General features: G+C 58.0%; 13 protein-coding genes. 5 read left to right on the top strand and 8 right to left on the bottom strand.

The annotated features are described in order from the left end of the window. Positions 1 to 2 precede the first annotated feature (2 nt). From LZP73_RS01015 to LZP73_RS01005, 3 genes are all read right to left on the bottom strand, one after another. Positions 3 to 3,122: a YdbH domain-containing protein gene (locus LZP73_RS01015; RefSeq protein ID WP_234232650.1), complete on the bottom strand. Its 3,120-nt coding sequence runs from the start codon at positions 3,120 to 3,122 to the stop codon at positions 3 to 5. Positions 3,123 to 3,274: 152 nt separating this feature from the next. Then, on the bottom strand, positions 3,275 to 4,129 hold the full coding sequence (locus tag LZP73_RS01010) for a D-hexose-6-phosphate mutarotase (protein ID WP_234232649.1): 855 nt from the start codon (positions 4,127 to 4,129) through the stop codon (positions 3,275 to 3,277). A 130-nt stretch (positions 4,130 to 4,259) separates the two neighbouring features. After that, positions 4,260 to 4,811, bottom strand: coding sequence for a phosphatase PAP2 family protein (locus LZP73_RS01005; protein ID WP_234232648.1), 552 nt, complete (start codon positions 4,809 to 4,811; stop codon positions 4,260 to 4,262). Between the two features lie 364 nt (positions 4,812 to 5,175). On the opposite strand from LZP73_RS01005, the gene LZP73_RS01000 reads away from it, so the two are divergent. Together LZP73_RS01000 and LZP73_RS00995 are read left to right on the top strand one after the other, a co-directional pair. After that, complete coding sequence (locus tag LZP73_RS01000) at positions 5,176 to 5,646, top strand: hypothetical protein (RefSeq protein WP_234232647.1); 471 nt, start codon at positions 5,176 to 5,178, stop codon at positions 5,644 to 5,646. A gap of 214 nt (positions 5,647 to 5,860) precedes the next feature. Next, positions 5,861 to 6,466, top strand: a complete 606-nt coding sequence (locus LZP73_RS00995) for a DJ-1/PfpI family protein (protein ID WP_234232646.1) — start codon at positions 5,861 to 5,863, stop codon at positions 6,464 to 6,466. A gap of 139 nt (positions 6,467 to 6,605) precedes the next feature. Here the strand turns inward: LZP73_RS00995 and LZP73_RS00990 are convergent, their stop codons facing one another. Continuing rightward, positions 6,606 to 8,009, bottom strand: coding sequence for an aspartate ammonia-lyase (locus tag LZP73_RS00990; RefSeq protein WP_234232645.1), 1,404 nt, complete (start codon positions 8,007 to 8,009; stop codon positions 6,606 to 6,608). Between the two features lie 250 nt (positions 8,010 to 8,259). Here LZP73_RS00990 and LZP73_RS00985 point away from each other — a divergent pair, with 250 nt between their 5' ends. Continuing rightward, the gene (locus LZP73_RS00985) at positions 8,260 to 9,078 is read left to right on the top strand and encodes a helix-turn-helix domain-containing protein (protein ID WP_234232644.1); all 819 of its coding nucleotides are present in this window, start codon (positions 8,260 to 8,262) and stop codon (positions 9,076 to 9,078) included. On the opposite strand, the gene LZP73_RS00980 is transcribed toward LZP73_RS00985, so the two are convergent. Then, positions 9,075 to 9,692, bottom strand: a complete 618-nt coding sequence (locus LZP73_RS00980; RefSeq protein ID WP_234232643.1) for a DUF938 domain-containing protein — start codon at positions 9,690 to 9,692, stop codon at positions 9,075 to 9,077. The genes LZP73_RS00985 and LZP73_RS00980 overlap by 4 nt on opposite strands. 29 nt (positions 9,693 to 9,721) lie before the next feature. Next, positions 9,722 to 10,633: a LysR family transcriptional regulator gene (locus tag LZP73_RS00975; protein ID WP_234232642.1), complete on the bottom strand. Its 912-nt coding sequence runs from the start codon at positions 10,631 to 10,633 to the stop codon at positions 9,722 to 9,724. A 145-nt stretch (positions 10,634 to 10,778) separates the two neighbouring features. Here LZP73_RS00975 and LZP73_RS00970 point away from each other — a divergent pair, with 145 nt between their 5' ends. Next, positions 10,779 to 11,909 (top strand): S-(hydroxymethyl)glutathione dehydrogenase/class III alcohol dehydrogenase, encoded by a 1,131-nt coding sequence (locus LZP73_RS00970; protein ID WP_267960039.1) that lies wholly within the window; start codon positions 10,779 to 10,781, stop codon positions 11,907 to 11,909. A gap of 42 nt (positions 11,910 to 11,951) precedes the next feature. Beyond that, positions 11,952 to 12,788, top strand: coding sequence for an S-formylglutathione hydrolase (gene fghA, locus LZP73_RS00965; protein ID WP_234232641.1), 837 nt, complete (start codon positions 11,952 to 11,954; stop codon positions 12,786 to 12,788). Between the two features lie 79 nt (positions 12,789 to 12,867). On the opposite strand, the gene LZP73_RS00960 is transcribed toward fghA, so the two are convergent. Next, the gene (locus LZP73_RS00960; protein WP_234232640.1) at positions 12,868 to 13,527 is read right to left on the bottom strand and encodes a response regulator transcription factor; all 660 of its coding nucleotides are present in this window, start codon (positions 13,525 to 13,527) and stop codon (positions 12,868 to 12,870) included. Positions 13,528 to 13,778: 251 nt separating this feature from the next. Beyond that, positions 13,779 to 14,204, bottom strand: a complete 426-nt coding sequence (locus LZP73_RS00955) for an acyl-CoA thioesterase (protein WP_169562930.1) — start codon at positions 14,202 to 14,204, stop codon at positions 13,779 to 13,781. Positions 14,205 to 14,441 lie beyond the last annotated feature (237 nt).

Raw genomic sequence — 14,441 nt, 5'->3', positions numbered from 1 at the left:
TTTTACTTCACGGATTGTTCGATTCTGTCCTGCAGATCGTTGCCTATTTGCAGGCTTCTGAATAGTTGCAACATATTCTCTTCCTGAGAGTAGTTCAAGTGGATGGGACGTTCAATACCCAGGCTGTGACCTTTCACTTCAACCTTGATGGTCGCATCGCTGGCGGGGGTCATATCGAAACTGCCGCTCAACTGACTGTAGTTGAGGTGTTCCAAGGCCGAGAAGGCAAAATCCAGATAGGGTTGCGACAGGCGCATCTGCTCTATGGCGGGATTATCCTTGATGGCGATGAGGCCGCCCGGTGGCCTGGCGGCCAGTCGGCCGCCGCTGACGCTGACTCTGCCATCGATCAGGTCGACCGGCAGCACACCGTCGAAGATGCCGTCGGCATGTACCCCCTGCTGGGGCAAGAGGGTGAGCAGTTCCTCCAGGCTCAGTCCCTGCAACATCAGGTAGGCGTGGGATCTCTCTTGCAACTGCAGCTTGAACGTCGGCAGCAGAAATTGGCCGCCGAGCAGGTCACCGCCGGCGGTGAGTTTGAGGTCGACATCGCTCAGGCCTGTGAGGCGCTTGAGCCAATTGTCTGCGACCTTGGCTGGATCTTTGCTGAGCGACATGCCGGCATGCAGCGCCAGGTTGGTGACGGGTACGCCGAGATCCAGGTTGCCTATGGTCAAATTCATGTCGGCACAGTCCAAGCGGCTGTTGGCATTGCCGGCATCGGCTGCCGTTGGCCGTTCATGCCTGGCTTCCAGCCGGTATTCGCAGCTGGCCTCGGCATCGCCATCATGCAGCAGTATCTGCCCCAGGTTGCCGTAGACTTGCTGGAGCTTAGGCTGGAATTGGATGGCGAACAGGGTGTCTTCACTGCCGTGGCGCAGCTGGACATCGGCGCTGAGCCGGCTCTGGCCGCTGAACTCCAGCTCGGCAGGCAGTGGCGCAATCCGGCGGTAGAGCGCCAACAAGTCGGCAAGCTTGCTGTCCATTTGCCAGTGGCCCGAGAGCTCGAAGTCGCTATCGGCCGTCGGCATCAGCGTCAGGGTATGGCGACTGTCGAGCTTGAGGTCATCCAGTTGCCAATGTTCCTTGCCGCGTAACTCTTTGCCTTGCCATTGCAACTGCTGTTGCAGGCTAAGGTGCGCCAGTCTGAACAACCTCTGTTGTTTCAGCCTCAGTTTAAGTTGCTGCTGCTTGTCCGAGGTTATCTCGTTCAGGCTCAGTGTCAGTTCATTTTGCCATGGCTGCGCGAGCAGGGCGTCGACGCCGGCCACCCTGGTATCCAAGCTGAGCCTGAGCGGCCGGGCCAATGCCAGCCTGGCCTCGGCCAAGTTGGCTGTGATGCCTTCTTTCATGCCGTCGGTCAGCCAGGGACTATGCTCCTGAGCCTGCGCCCGGGGTTGCACCTGAGCTTGAACTTGAACCTGAGCCTGGGCCGCGGCAAAGACTTGTTGCTTGAAGGCGATGTCCGTCAAGGTCAGTTGTGGCGGCGCTGCGTGCAAATTCAGTCGCTTATCTGCCCAGGTTAAGTTCGATGGGCCCAGTTTCAGCCTGGCGCTTGCTAGGTTCAGACTCTGCTGCGTCACAGTCGAGCCTGTTGTCGTTGTCGTTGTCGTTGCCGTCCGCTCGCCTTGGCGGCGCACCTCTATATCCTCCAGCGCCAGCTGGCCCTCGGTGAGTGACAGGCTGGCTTGCTGCGCCGTCAATGCCAGTTCGCCACCGGCCTGCAGATGGCCGCCGCCAAGGCTGAGCCGCATGGCGGCCGGTGGGGGGAATAAGTCCGTCAGCGCCAGGTGCTTGGCCCGCGCCAGCTCCAGGGCCCAATGGCCGCTCAGGCCCTGCTGGGCCGAGTAACTCAGTTCGGACATCTCCAGCTTGGTCTGGATGCGGCTGTTGAGCAACTCGAGGGAGAGCCGCTCCAAGAGCAGTGGTGCCGCTGCTCCCATGTTGGCCAGTGGTGCCGCTGCTCCCATGTTGGCCAGTGGCAGTTGCACCCGGGTAGGCAGTGTGACTCTGAGGCCCAGGTCGGCTGCAGTCGACAGTCCTGTGTCGCCCTTGGCACGCTCGGACTCAGACGCCTCGGCTCCGCTGCTGAGAGCGTGCAGCAGCGAGTCCAGCTTATTTCCCTCTATCTCTGGGGCCAGCAAGGCCAGCAGGGCTCTGCGTCCTGCCCGACTCGGTCTCAGGGCCATGGCGACGGGCTCGAGCGTCAGTTGCAGTGCACCCAAACGCCCGGAAATGGCCAGTGCCAGCTCGGGTTCGGGGGCCAGCCTGAGGTGGTCGAATTGCCCCAGGGTCAGGGCGCCGGCCATCAGCCTGTGGTGACTGCTCAGCTCGGCCGTCTTGAGTGTCAGCGCCAGCCGGGAAACCAGCTGGCCTTCGAGCCTGATGTCATGGGACTCGAGCACTGCGACGGCGGCGGCTAGCCTGTCGGTCAAGGGGCTCTTCAGTGCCAGGGCGTCGGTGGCGAGGGCGAGCCGGTATAGTGTGTCCGTGTCCAGGCGGGTATCGAGCCGCCACAACTCCTCATCCAGCTGGGCGTGCAATTGCAGCAATGGCCGGTCGTCGAACTTCAATGCCGTGGTCAGCTGCCGCGCCCGGTTGAGGCGCAGGCTTTCCATCTCCAGGCTGAAGTCCTCTGGCGCTACGCCTGCCAGGCTGAAGCGAGTCCGGCCCAGGTGGATTTGTGGCAAGCTGTCGAGATCCAGGGCCAATGCCGGTCCCTGTTCATCCAAGGCCTGGCCCCTGTCCTGAAACAGTGTCTGGCCCAGTAACACCCGCATGGGGCCCGAGCTTATGCGCTTGAGCTGACGAGTGCCGAACTGCGGCAAGGCGAAAGGCAGTGCCGCCAGGGGGGAGGTATCCAGGCTGATGCGCAGATCCTGCAGCTCGATGCGATTGTCCTTGATGCTGAATTTCAGCCGGGGGAAGTGCCACTCCTCCAGACTGTCGAACTTCAGCTCCAGTTCATCCAGGTGAATATCATAATCGGCCAGTAAGTGATTGGCGGCGGTGAGCGCCAGCCATTGATAATTGGCCACCAGGGCCCAGACAGACAGGGAGAGCAGCAGGGCCAGCGGCAGCAGGGTTTTAATGGCGAAAGACTTGAACTTGGCAGCAGGCATCGAGTGTATGTCCTTGAATCGATATTCGAAGCTTATCATGCCAGCCGGGGATAGCCTATGCAGAGGAGGGTAACTTATCGGGGCACTGCGGGACAAAAAGCACCGGCGGCCGTCCTGGGCATGCCGCCGGGCATTGGCTCATGCCTGTAAGCCTAGTCGCTTTCCCACCAGCGGATGTGGGTGATGAGACTGTGGCTTTCGCCGGGTGCCAGGGTGAGGCCGTCGTCGAGCACATTGGCGGCTTCGAGGCAGACCATACTCAGGTAGTCATCCGGATTGAAGCGGCTCAGACGTTGTGACTTGGCTATCCAGGGATTCCACAGCACGGCCGAGTGGCTATGCTCCCTGGCCACTTCTATGGTGCCATTTGGGGTATGCAGCCACTGCACTTCGCCCAAGTCTGTGTAGACCCTGTCGGTTTCCCGCTCGAAGGTCACAGTGTCATCCTCCTGGGGGTAGGGGCCGGCACCAAATTCTATGTATTTGGCGCCGCTGAAGCCGCTGGCGCGCAACTGGTGGATGTCGCCTATGGGAAAGTAACTGTGGAGTGCCTGGGTCAGGCTGATGGGGCGGCTGCCCGTGTTGTGATTGTTCAGGCTGACGCTGAGGCTGTCTCCCAGACTGAAGAGCACTGAGACGCGGCTGTCATGGGGCCAGAAGCGCTTGTCCTGCTCGTCGAGGGTCAGTTCGAAGCGCAACTCCAGCTGTTGCGCCCGCATCTCTATCGACGCCAATGACCAGATGCGGGTACGGGCTATGCCGTGCTGGGGAAAATCCGGGTTTGGGTGCATGCCGAACCAGGGCCAGCAGATGGGGATGCCGCCGCGGATGCCATTGCCCGGTTGGTAGTCATCGGCGCCCGATACCCAGAGCAGCGGCGGCTTGCCCTTGGGTTGGAAATAGTCGATTTGTGCGCCTTGCAGAAAAATGCGCGCCTTGCATAAATCCGTCTCTATATCGAGATAATCCAAGCCGTTGGTGTGTTTTTTATTTGTGATAGCAAGCATATATGGCCCTCAAGCCTGGCAGATCCCTGGCGCCTAGCTTACAAAGTTTCCCCGGCCGAGATAAGAGGCAGCTGCATGAAATTTTCGATTGGCGTCGCGGCAAGCGCCCGGCGGCTCAATGGGCGGCGACTCACCAGCGGCCGCTGAACATGATGCCGTAGCTGCCGTCGGCGGCATAGGGGGTGATCTTGACCCCTTCATATGGCTCGGTGAAATAGAAGCTGCTCGCTATGCCTATCACAGCGCCGGCGACAACGTCCCGGGTGTAGTGCTTGTCGGCGTCGACCCTGGTATAGCCGACATAGGCGGCGCCCAGATAAGCGGGAACCGCGTACTCCCAGCCGTAGCGCCTGTGAATGAAGGCCGCTCCCATGAAGGCGGTCGAGGTGTGGCCGGAAGGGAAGGAATTACAGCAATTGCCATTGGGCCGGCGGGCATCTATCGCCTGCTTGAGCAGATAAGTGGTGAGTTCATTGGTGGCCAGGGATTCGAAGAATTGCAGGCTGCCATCGTAACCTTCCTCGTAGAAGAGGGTGGCGCCCAGGGCGATCGCCGGGATCACCAGCTGCAATGTCTCTCCCTGTTGCTCGGTCGAACTCTTGGCCTGGGCCGCCAGCGGCACACAAGCAGCGAGTATCGCCGATTGCAGCAAGCAAGCTCTGAGCATCTTAGCTGTGAACATATTCTTATTCCTTGTGTCAGGGAGTATGCCAACGAGCCGCTCTCCACTGCCGCAAGCTCTGAAAACCGACCGGGACGGGACTCCTAGATTAAGGTTTAGCACAAGCAGGAAAGATCCACTCAATCGGCCTGGCGCTTTTATCGTCGGCGTTCGGTCATGAGTGAGCTAGAGGGGCTCCGGCCCGTGCAACCTTAGGCGCAGGGCTGGCTATACTTGATCTCTATGGCTGCTCTGTCCCTGTGTGCTGGGGAGTGCATGCCGCCAGCGTCAGTCCCGGGACTGGCCCATTTTAGTCAGAGGCAGCCCGCGCCCGGGCAGATGCGCCATCAAACCGGGCCTAGGGTGAGTCGAGGAGAGCAGAGTCATGACCAACATGCCAGAGTTGAAATCCAAGCTCCGCCACTGGACCTTGGTGCTGGGGGTGATCCAGGTAACATTCGGCTGCATGGTCGGCTTCATTCCGCCGGACGCAGTGCAATGGTTTCGCGGCATAGTCATGGCCCATATGGAGTTCACCGCAAACGGGGTCTTGATGATAGTCCTGGGACTGTTGGTCAAAGAACTCGGCCTGGGCGCCATGGCCCTGAAGCTCTGGTTCGTCACGCTGCAGCTGGGCACCTGGACCAATGGCCTGGCCGGATTGGTCGGGGCCTTCATGGGCTACTCATCGAAACTCATGCCGACCCTGAGTGAAAAATTCCCGCCGCCCCATGGGATGGATCACCCGCTCGTCACCGGCATACTGCAACTGTGTGGCGTCACCATAATGCTGGCGCTGTTACTGACGATTTTCGGTTTGTTGACAGCCAGGGCTGCGACCGGGGATGGCCGCTAGCACCGGTACCGGGTTTCATACGGACAGCAAGCTTTCAGCTTGCCATTCTGATGCGTTTATTTTAGGCTAACTCATTAATAACATTGTTGTATTTATGTTAAAGCTGCTCTGTTGTCAGCAGATCTACGTTGGCGCTCCATCGTGGCTTTGATGGCCAGTACAGCAGTTATTGAAACAGCGTCCCATGCCCGGTCCTCCGACAAAAGGATTTCTAATGATAAGCGTCGCCATTGTTATATTCGATGAGTTTACCGACCTGGATTTTTTCTTGATGTGGGACATTTTGGGAAGGAATAAGACCGACTGGCAGGTCAAAGTGCTTGGCACCAAGAGTGACCATGTCTCCACCTTGGGCATGCAGGTCAAGACCCATGGCCATGTTTCTGAGGCTAACGATGCGGATGTGGTGTTATTCACCAGTGGTTATCTAGGCGTGCCGGCCGCAATTGAAGATAAGGAGTTCATCAATGCGTTTCACTTGAACCCTGACACCCAGCTGATAGGTTCAATCTGTGCCGGTTCATTTATCCTGGCAAAACTGGGGTTGCTGGAGGCGATATCGGCGACGACACATCCAGACGCCAAAGCCGGGCTGCTGTCTATGGGCGTAGCTGTCCAGGATAAACCGCTTGTCGTTCATGGGAATATCGCAACGGCGGGAGGCTGTCTGTCTTCTGTGTACCTGATAGGTTGGTTGGCAGAACGCTTATTTGATGAAGCCAAGCGTAAAGAGGTACTCAGGCAGCTTATTCCTGCGGGGCAGCAGGAGATTTACGAAGAGCTTATCGGTTCATCCATTAAATCCGCTTATGTGAACTAAGCGCCAACCACAGATGAGCCGCAGCCAAGCCAAGCTACCAAGGTGACACTCGGGGAAATACCAGCCATGAAAGGTAAAGCCCATAAACCTGAGCATAGCTGCTGCCGGTAGGCAATACCTTTGCCTGTCCGGCATGGGCTTATCTTGGCGAGCCGGCAACCTGGAGCATGGAGGCGGGATCCAGCAGGGCTTCGAGCCGCTCCTGGCTCAACAAGCCGCAGTGCAATACCAGTTCTACGACGGACTTGTTTTCGGCCATCGCCTGTTTAGCTATGGCCGAGGCATTGCCATAACCTATCTCAGGCACCAAGGCGGTAATAGTGCCTATGCTGTCCGTGACCAGTTGCCGACAGCGGCTGCGATTGGCCGTGATCCCCCGGACGCAGCGGCTGGCGAGCATGTCGCAACTTGATACCAATATCTTCATTGAATTCAAAATGTTGTAAATGATCAGCGGTTCCATGGCATTGAGCTGCAATTGCCCTGCCTCGGCGGCAAGCGTGACGGCCAGATCGTTGGCTATCACTTGATAGGCGCTCTGGTTGACGGCTTCAGGAATGACAGGGTTGATTTTGCCCGGCATTATGCTCGACCCTGGCTGCATGGCCGGCAGGGTGATTTCACCCAAGCCGGTTCTGGGGCCGCTCGACAGCAAACGCAGATCGTTGCTTATCTTCCCCAGCTTAACCGCCAGCCGCTTCAGGACCCCGGAGTAATACACAAAGTCGCCCATGTCCGAGGTGGCAGCAATCAGGTTGCGCGCCTGCACCAGGGGTTTGTCGGCTAGCCTGGCCAGGCTGTCGATGGCGGCCTGGGCGTAATCACTGTGGCTGTTGATGCCCGTGCCTATTGCCGTGCCCCCCAGGTTGACGTGACAGAGTAATGTGTTGGCCTGGCGTATCCGGGCTATCTCGTCATCCAAATTGATGGCGAAGGCCATAAATTCCTGCCCCAGGCTCATGGGCACCGCATCCTGAAGTTGCGTGCGGCCCATCTTTATCACATCGAAGAAGGCATCGGCTTTGGCTTCGAATTCTTGCTTCAACCCGGTGATCGCCGTTATCAACTTATCGCCGGCTAGCTGGATAGCTATGCGCGCCGCCGTGGGATAGGCATCATTGGTTGACTGGCAACGATTGACGTCGTCGTTGGGATGCAACAGGTGATAAGCGCCTTTCTCATGGCCCAGCTTGGCCAGGGCCAGGTTGGCGATCACCTCATTGGCGTTCATGTTGGTTGAGGTGCCGGCCCCGCCCTGAATGACATCCACCACAAACTGCTCGTGATACTTACCCTCGATGATCTCTTGGCTGGCGGCTTTGATGGCCTCGGCCTTGTCTTTGGTTAAATAGCCCACTCTCAGGTTCGCATCGGCGGCGGCCGCCTTGACCATGGCCAGCGCAGTCACCAATTCGGGAAACTCGCCTATCCGGGTGCCGCTAATGGCAAAATTATCCAATGCGCGTTGGGTTTGAATGCCGTACCAGGCATTGTTATCGAGCGCCATCTCGCCGAGTAAGTCTTGTTCTATACGTGTTGTCATGCTTGGATTTCCACCTCAGGTTGCAATCTGGCCGCGCCATGGCATGGGCGCCGGCCGCCGGCTTGGTGCCATGGGCTATTGAAGCAGATCCTCTGGGGAAACAACATTTGCTGACAGGCATACATCTGATGCGGATTTTGCCAATGCCTGGTGCATTTTGACGCTGTTATGGCATCAAATAGGGTCGGGCGTTCGATTGAGTTGCCCGGGGGAATTGCTTAATATGGGCGACCCGTCGTGAGGAAGCCCTATGTCTCAAACTACCGATTTTGCCAGCAACCTGAAGCTGCTGTGCAGCTACCACAAGTCCATTGCCGAGGTCTGTCGCCGTCTGGAACTCAACAGGGCCCAGTTCAATCGCTACCTCAGTGGCCAGCATAAACCCGGTGCCAATACCATGCTGCGGATCTGCAATTTTTTCGGTATCGAAGAATTTGAAGCCCTGCTTCCCCACAATCAATTCAAGTTATTGGTGCAGGTCAAACCGCGGGAACAGCAGCCGCAGGCCGCGCCGTTGCCTGAGTTATCCCATATGCAGAGATTGCAAGCCGCCGGCACCCGTGAGCTGGAAAGGTATCTGGGGTTTTACTTTGAATATTATCTCTCCATGGCGCACCCGGGGAAATTGTTGCGAACCTTGGTCTGCTTCGAAAAGCAGGCACAGCAGATCTACTATCAGCGCATGGAGAGGATGATCGAATTTCCCCATAAGAAGGTGTATCACTGTCGCTACCTGGGCATGGCTCACTTTCTGGTCGACCGTATTTTCATGCTGGATTACGAGTCCCTGACCGGGCATGAGATTTCGCAAACGATCTTATTCCCGACCTTCAAGAACAGAATATCTCAGCTCAAGGGGCTGAAAATCGGGGTGAGCGGCAGTGGTGAGCGTATGCCCATCTGTGCCAGGGTGGTGTATGAATACCTTGGGCGTTCCATCAATATGCGCAAGGCATTTTCCCTGTGTGGACTCTATGACATAGACTCGCCGCAAATTGACGCTTCCATCCGGCAAGCGGTGAGAAATGAGGTCGCCGAGGGGGAATGGCACTTCAGGGCGAGGTATTAGCCGGCATGGGCCCGGCTGAAGTGCAACAGGCGGTTGTTGGCCGGCATGGTCAGATCTTGCACCAACCCCAGCCCCTGGGCCGCGGCCAGGTCGGTGATCCATTCTATGTCCCGAATGCCGCTGTCAGGATTGTTGCGTTTCAACCAGAGATCGAAGTCGGCGTTGCTGGCGCTGGTGAATTTCCCCTGGTAGTTGAAGGGGCCGTAGACGAGCAGTTGCAGCGCGACCGAGGGCAGGTAATTGCCTATGCCGGCAAAAAAGGCCTCGACCATGGTTTCACTCATGATATGCAGGGTATTGGCGCTGAAGACGGCGTCTATGGGCTCGGCGAGGGCGGCGACAGGCCAGGGAGCCAGGACATCCAATTGCAGCGGCGGCGCGACATTGCTGGTCGCTTCCCGGCGCAATCTGGCGCTGAGCCCCTGGAGGTACTGGAGTTGATCGCTAGGTTGCCAACGCAGCCCGGGCAGATGCCTGGCGAAATACACTGCGTGTTGTCCCGTGCCACTGCCGATTTCCAGTACATGGCGACTGTCGGCGAGCAGGGGTGTCAAGGCGGATAAAATCGGCGCCTTGTTGTTTTCACAGGCTTGGGAAAAGGGTAACTCTGTCATGGCTTGTCCTTGTTGGCTTGGTCTTGGCCTCATTGGGCCTGTTGCGGCGCGTTCGGCCTGGCAGCATCCTGTTCGGCCAGTCGCTGGGCCAGAAAATCCACCAGCAAACGTACCTTGGGCGACAGGTGACGGTTCTGCGGATACAGGGCCCAGATGCCTTCCCTGGCCTCGCGATAGCCGTTGAGCACGGACACCAGGCGGCCGGCTTGTAAGTCTGCATCCACATAATAGTCCGGCAACTGCACCAGGCCTATGGCTTTGATGGCGGCATCCCTCAGGGCATAGCCGCTGTTGCAGGCGAGGCGGCCGCGCACCTTGATGTTGCGCTCCTTGCCAGCGTCGATGAAGCGCCAGTAATTGTGATTCCCGATCAGGCAATTGTGCCGGCCCAGTTCGGACAGTGAATGGGGCTCGCCATAGGTCGCCAGGTAGGCGGGGGCGGCGCACACATAATGGGTCCTGGCGCTCAGGGGCTTGGCGACCAGGCTGGAATCGGCCAGCTTGCCCAGGCGGATCGCCAGATCGTAGCCTGCCTCCACCAGATCGACAGTACGGTTGGTCAGATCCACGCTCAGCTCTATGCTGGGGTAACGCACCATGAAGTCGCTGAGCAGCGGCATTATGTACTTCTCGCCGTAGGCCACGGGGGCCGTCAACTTGACCAGCCCCTGGGGGGTACCGCTCAAGCTGGTGATGGCACGCTCGGCCTCTTCCAGCCCCGTCTGTAACTGACGGCAATGGCGATAGTAGAGGCCGCCTTCCTCTGTGAGCGATACCTTGCGGGTGGTGCGGTAGAAGAGCTTGGTGCCGAGACGATTCTCCAGCGCCGCGACCTGGCGGCTGACATGGGCGGTGGAGATATCCAGGTGCCTGGCCGCCAGGGTGAAGCTCTCGTTTTCGGCGACGGCGACAAATTCGCTTATGCCTTCCCAGAGGTACATTGTTACCACTCAGTAAAAATAAATTGCCTTCTGGCTAGATTATCAATCTATGGGAAGTAAATACAATAGGGGCATCGGATCTCTGCCGCCTGGCTTGCAGCCGGTGCTATGCCCGAGAGATTTCTCAACAAGGAGAGAGTGCGCAATGACAGCTCAATTTATTAAATCCAGAGCCGCAGTGGCCTGGGGCCCGGGTCAACCCCTGAAGATAGAAGAAGTGGACGTGATGCTGCCCAAGGCGGGCGAAGTCCTGGTGCGCATAGTGGCCAGCGGCGTGTGCCATACGGATGCCTTCACCCTGAGCGGTGACGATCCCGAAGGTGTATTCCCGGCCATTTTGGGCCACGAGGGCGGCGGCATAGTGGAGCAGGTAGGCGAGGGGGTCACCAGCGTGCAGGTGGGCGATCATGTGATCCCTCTCTATACCCCGGAATGCGGCGAGTGCAAGTTCTGCCTCTCGGGCAAGACCAATCTATGCCAGAAGATCCGTGCCACTCAGGGGCAGGGGCTGATGCCGGATGGCACCACACGTTTCTACAAAGACGGCCAGCCGATCTTCCACTACATGGGCTGCTCGACCTTCTCCGAATACACGGTATTGCCGGAAATTTCCCTGGCCAAGGTGAATAAGGCCGCTCCGCTGGAAGAAATTTGCCTGCTGGGCTGCGGCGTGACCACAGGCATGGGCGCTGTGATGAACACAGCCAAGGTGGAAGCCGGCGCCACTGTGGCCATCTTCGGCCTGGGCGGCATAGGCCTCTCGGCGGTGATAGGGGCGACCATGGCCAAGGCGAGCCGCATCCTGGTCATAGACATCAACGAGTCTAAGTTCGAACTGGCGCAAAAACTCGGGGCGACCGATTGCATCAACCCCAAAAACTTCGACAAGCCGATCCAGGAGGTTATCGTCGACATGACAGACGGCGGCGTCGACTATTCCTTCGAGTGCATAGGCAATGTCGATGTGATGCGCTCGGCGCTGGAATGTTGTCACAAGGGCTGGGGCCAGTCGGTGATCATAGGCGTCGCGGGTGCCGGGCAGGAGATCTCCACCCGGCCCTTTCAGCTGGTCACAGGACGGGTGTGGAAGGGCACGGCCTTCGGCGGCGTCAAGGGCCGCTCCGAATTGCCGCACATAGTCGAGCGATATCTTGCCGGCGAGTTCAAGCTGGATGACTTCATCACCCATACCATGGGCTTGGAGCAGGTGAACGAGGCGTTCGACTTGATGCATCAGGGCAAGAGCATTCGCAGCGTGATCCACTTCGATAAGTAAGCCGAAAAGATCCATGGGCCCAAGGGCCCGGAAGGAGAGCAGATGACCATAGAAAACATCAGCTGTAACAAGAGCTTCGGCGGTTGGCATAAGCAGTATAAGCACCAATCCAGGGTGCTCGACTGTGAGATGCGCTTCGCCATCTTCCTGCCGCCCCAGGCCGCCGAGAAACCCGTGCCCGTGCTCTATTGGCTGTCGGGCCTGACCTGCACGGATGAGAACTTCATGCAGAAGGCCGGCGCCCAGCGCATGGCCGCGGAACTGGGCATGGCCATAGTCGCCCCGGATACCAGCCCACGTGGCGATGGGGTGCCGGATGACGCCGACAAGGCCTATGATCTCGGCCTGGGGGCGGGATTCTACCTCAATGCCACCCGTGCCCCCTGGAACCGTCATTACCATATGTTCGATTATGTGGTGGATGAGTTGCCGGCGCTGATCGAGGCCCATTTCCCGGTGACAGGGCAAAGGGCGATAAGCGGCCATTCCATGGGCGGCCACGGCGCCCTGGTGATAGGCTTGAGCCATCCCCACAGGTACAGTTCTATTTCGGCCTTCAGCCCCATAGCCAATCCCATGGCCTGCCCCTGGGGTGAGAAGGCCTTCGCCGCTTATCTGGGGGAGAATCGCGAGCATTGGCGGCAATACGATGCCTGCGAATTGCTGAAATTGGCGGTGAGCGAGGTGCCGATATTGATAGATCAAGGCGATGCGGACACCTTCCTGGAGCAGCAGCTCAGGCCCCAACAGCTGGTGGAGATTGCCGGGCATAAGGGCTATCCGCTGGATTTCAGGCTGCAGCCTGGGTACGACCACAGCTATTACTTCATCGCCAGCTTCATAGAGCAGCATCTGACATTCCACAGCCTGTATTTCTAGTCAAGAGCCAGGCCGGCATGAGCCGCGGAATAGAAAAAAGGCAGCCAATGGCTGCCTTTTTTACGTTGGCTGGTTAATGTCAGCTCAGCTCGCGCTTATCCATTTCCAATTGCTGCAGCGCGATCACCGCCTGGGTGCGGTTGCGTACCCCGAGTTTACGGAATATCGCCGTGGCATGGGCCTTGATGGTGGCTTCGGATACCCCGAGATCGTAGGCGATTTGTTTGTTGAGCAGGCCTTCGGCAAACATCTGCAGCACCTTGTATTGCTGCGGGGTCAGGTCCGACAACTTGCTCGCCATCTGATCCACAGCATCATCTTCTATGGGGATGATGTTTGTTCCCGGCGGCAGCCAGATATCGCCACTGAGTACGGCGGTCAGTGCCGCTTCCAGGGTGTCCATCGAGGCCGACTTGGGGATGAAGGCGGCGCCGCCATAATGTATGGCGCGGCTGATGGTGTTGATGTCTTCGTGGGCCGAGATCACCACCACGGGCAAGTCGGGGTAATGGGATCTCAGGTGGATCAGGGTCGAGTAACCATGGGAGCCCGGCATCTGCAGATCCAGCAGGATAAGGTCGCAAGCAGCGGTTTGGTCCAGCACGGCTTGCAGGGCTTCGGCACTGTCGGCCTCGAACCATAGGGTGTCGCTGAAGGCCATGCCGAGCGCCTGGCGCAGGGCATTTCTGAACAGAGGGTGGTCGTCTGCGATGATAATAGTCAGGTTTTCAAACTTCATGGCTTTATATAATTTAGGTTAGTGGCGCGTGAAGATGAAACAATGTAACAGAAAAGTAATTGCCGAGCCTATCGCTTTATTTATGTACTTGGCGATTTCTTTTTTTATATAAAGAACGGCTTATATCGAGAAGGGTTTATACCAAGAGCGGCTCATATCAAGGCGTCTCATGTGAGTCGGGCTTGGCGGCCGCAGCGAGTGCCGCGACCCAGCCTGCCGCCGGTTTCGGGGTATACGGGCTAAGAGCCTCGCTATTCCTGAGTCCATACCTTGGTAGGATTGCGGTCTTCGTCCACGGCCACGAAGGTGAATACCCCGCGGATGGCGTGTTCCCTGTGATCCTGATACATGTCTTCGACGAAGATATTCACTTCGACCTTGAGTGAGGTGTTGCCCACATAGATCACCCGGGCGATCAGTTCCGCCAGGCTGCCCGCCGGGATCGGCTTCTTGAAGTCTATCCTGTCCGAGCTGACGGTAACCAGGGTCTTGCGGCAGAAACGTGTCGCCGCGATGAAGGCGGTTTCGTCCATCCAGGCCAGGGCCTCGCCACCGAAGAGGGTGTTGTGGTGGTTGGTGATCGAAGGGAACACGGCTTTGATCACCCTGGCTTCCGAGTCTTCGATGCGTTGACTCACTGCGTCGGAATAGTGGCTTGGGGTTTCTGTGAAGGACATACGGCAACCTGAGGTTATGCGGCTAAACAAGGGCGCGTATTGTACGCAGTTTGGCGCCATTATGATAGTCATGACGCGGCGCGTGCCGCATCCGGGTTGCCGGCCTCGGGCTCGGCGTACGCCTTAGGTGTGACCCGGACCCATTATGGCGCCCGTTCATCCTTTTGTTATAAGCATTCACTTAAAAATATATCCTGGCTATTAACAAATTTTAAACATGAGCGTAAGTTGTTAGGG

Source organism: Shewanella sp. AS16 (assembly GCF_021412365.1).
Lineage (GTDB): Bacteria > Pseudomonadota > Gammaproteobacteria > Enterobacterales > Shewanellaceae > Shewanella > Shewanella salipaludis.
The sequence above is the reverse complement of the archived record's forward strand: the minus strand, read 5'-3'. Positions and strand labels throughout refer to the sequence as shown.

What these genes read in the sequence shown, in the direction of transcription:
- LZP73_RS01015 (WP_234232650.1), bottom strand. Translation starts at nt 3,122, where the DNA reads ATGCCTGCTGCCAAGTTCAAGTCTTTCGCCATTAAAACCCTGCTGCCG.
- LZP73_RS01010 (WP_234232649.1), bottom strand. Translation starts at nt 4,129, where the DNA reads ATGCTTGCTATCACAAATAAAAAACACACCAACGGCTTGGATTATCTC.
- LZP73_RS01005 (WP_234232648.1), bottom strand. Translation starts at nt 4,811, where the DNA reads ATGTTCACAGCTAAGATGCTCAGAGCTTGCTTGCTGCAATCGGCGATA.
- LZP73_RS01000 (WP_234232647.1), top strand. Translation starts at nt 5,176, where the DNA reads ATGACCAACATGCCAGAGTTGAAATCCAAGCTCCGCCACTGGACCTTG.
- LZP73_RS00995 (WP_234232646.1), top strand. Translation starts at nt 5,861, where the DNA reads ATGATAAGCGTCGCCATTGTTATATTCGATGAGTTTACCGACCTGGAT.
- LZP73_RS00990 (WP_234232645.1), bottom strand. Translation starts at nt 8,009, where the DNA reads ATGACAACACGTATAGAACAAGACTTACTCGGCGAGATGGCGCTCGAT.
- LZP73_RS00985 (WP_234232644.1), top strand. Translation starts at nt 8,260, where the DNA reads ATGTCTCAAACTACCGATTTTGCCAGCAACCTGAAGCTGCTGTGCAGC.
- LZP73_RS00980 (WP_234232643.1), bottom strand. Translation starts at nt 9,692, where the DNA reads ATGACAGAGTTACCCTTTTCCCAAGCCTGTGAAAACAACAAGGCGCCG.
- LZP73_RS00975 (WP_234232642.1), bottom strand. Translation starts at nt 10,633, where the DNA reads ATGTACCTCTGGGAAGGCATAAGCGAATTTGTCGCCGTCGCCGAAAAC.
- LZP73_RS00970 (WP_267960039.1), top strand. Translation starts at nt 10,779, where the DNA reads ATGACAGCTCAATTTATTAAATCCAGAGCCGCAGTGGCCTGGGGCCCG.
- fghA (WP_234232641.1), top strand. Translation starts at nt 11,952, where the DNA reads ATGACCATAGAAAACATCAGCTGTAACAAGAGCTTCGGCGGTTGGCAT.
- LZP73_RS00960 (WP_234232640.1), bottom strand. Translation starts at nt 13,527, where the DNA reads ATGAAGTTTGAAAACCTGACTATTATCATCGCAGACGACCACCCTCTG.
- LZP73_RS00955 (WP_169562930.1), bottom strand. Translation starts at nt 14,204, where the DNA reads ATGTCCTTCACAGAAACCCCAAGCCACTATTCCGACGCAGTGAGTCAA.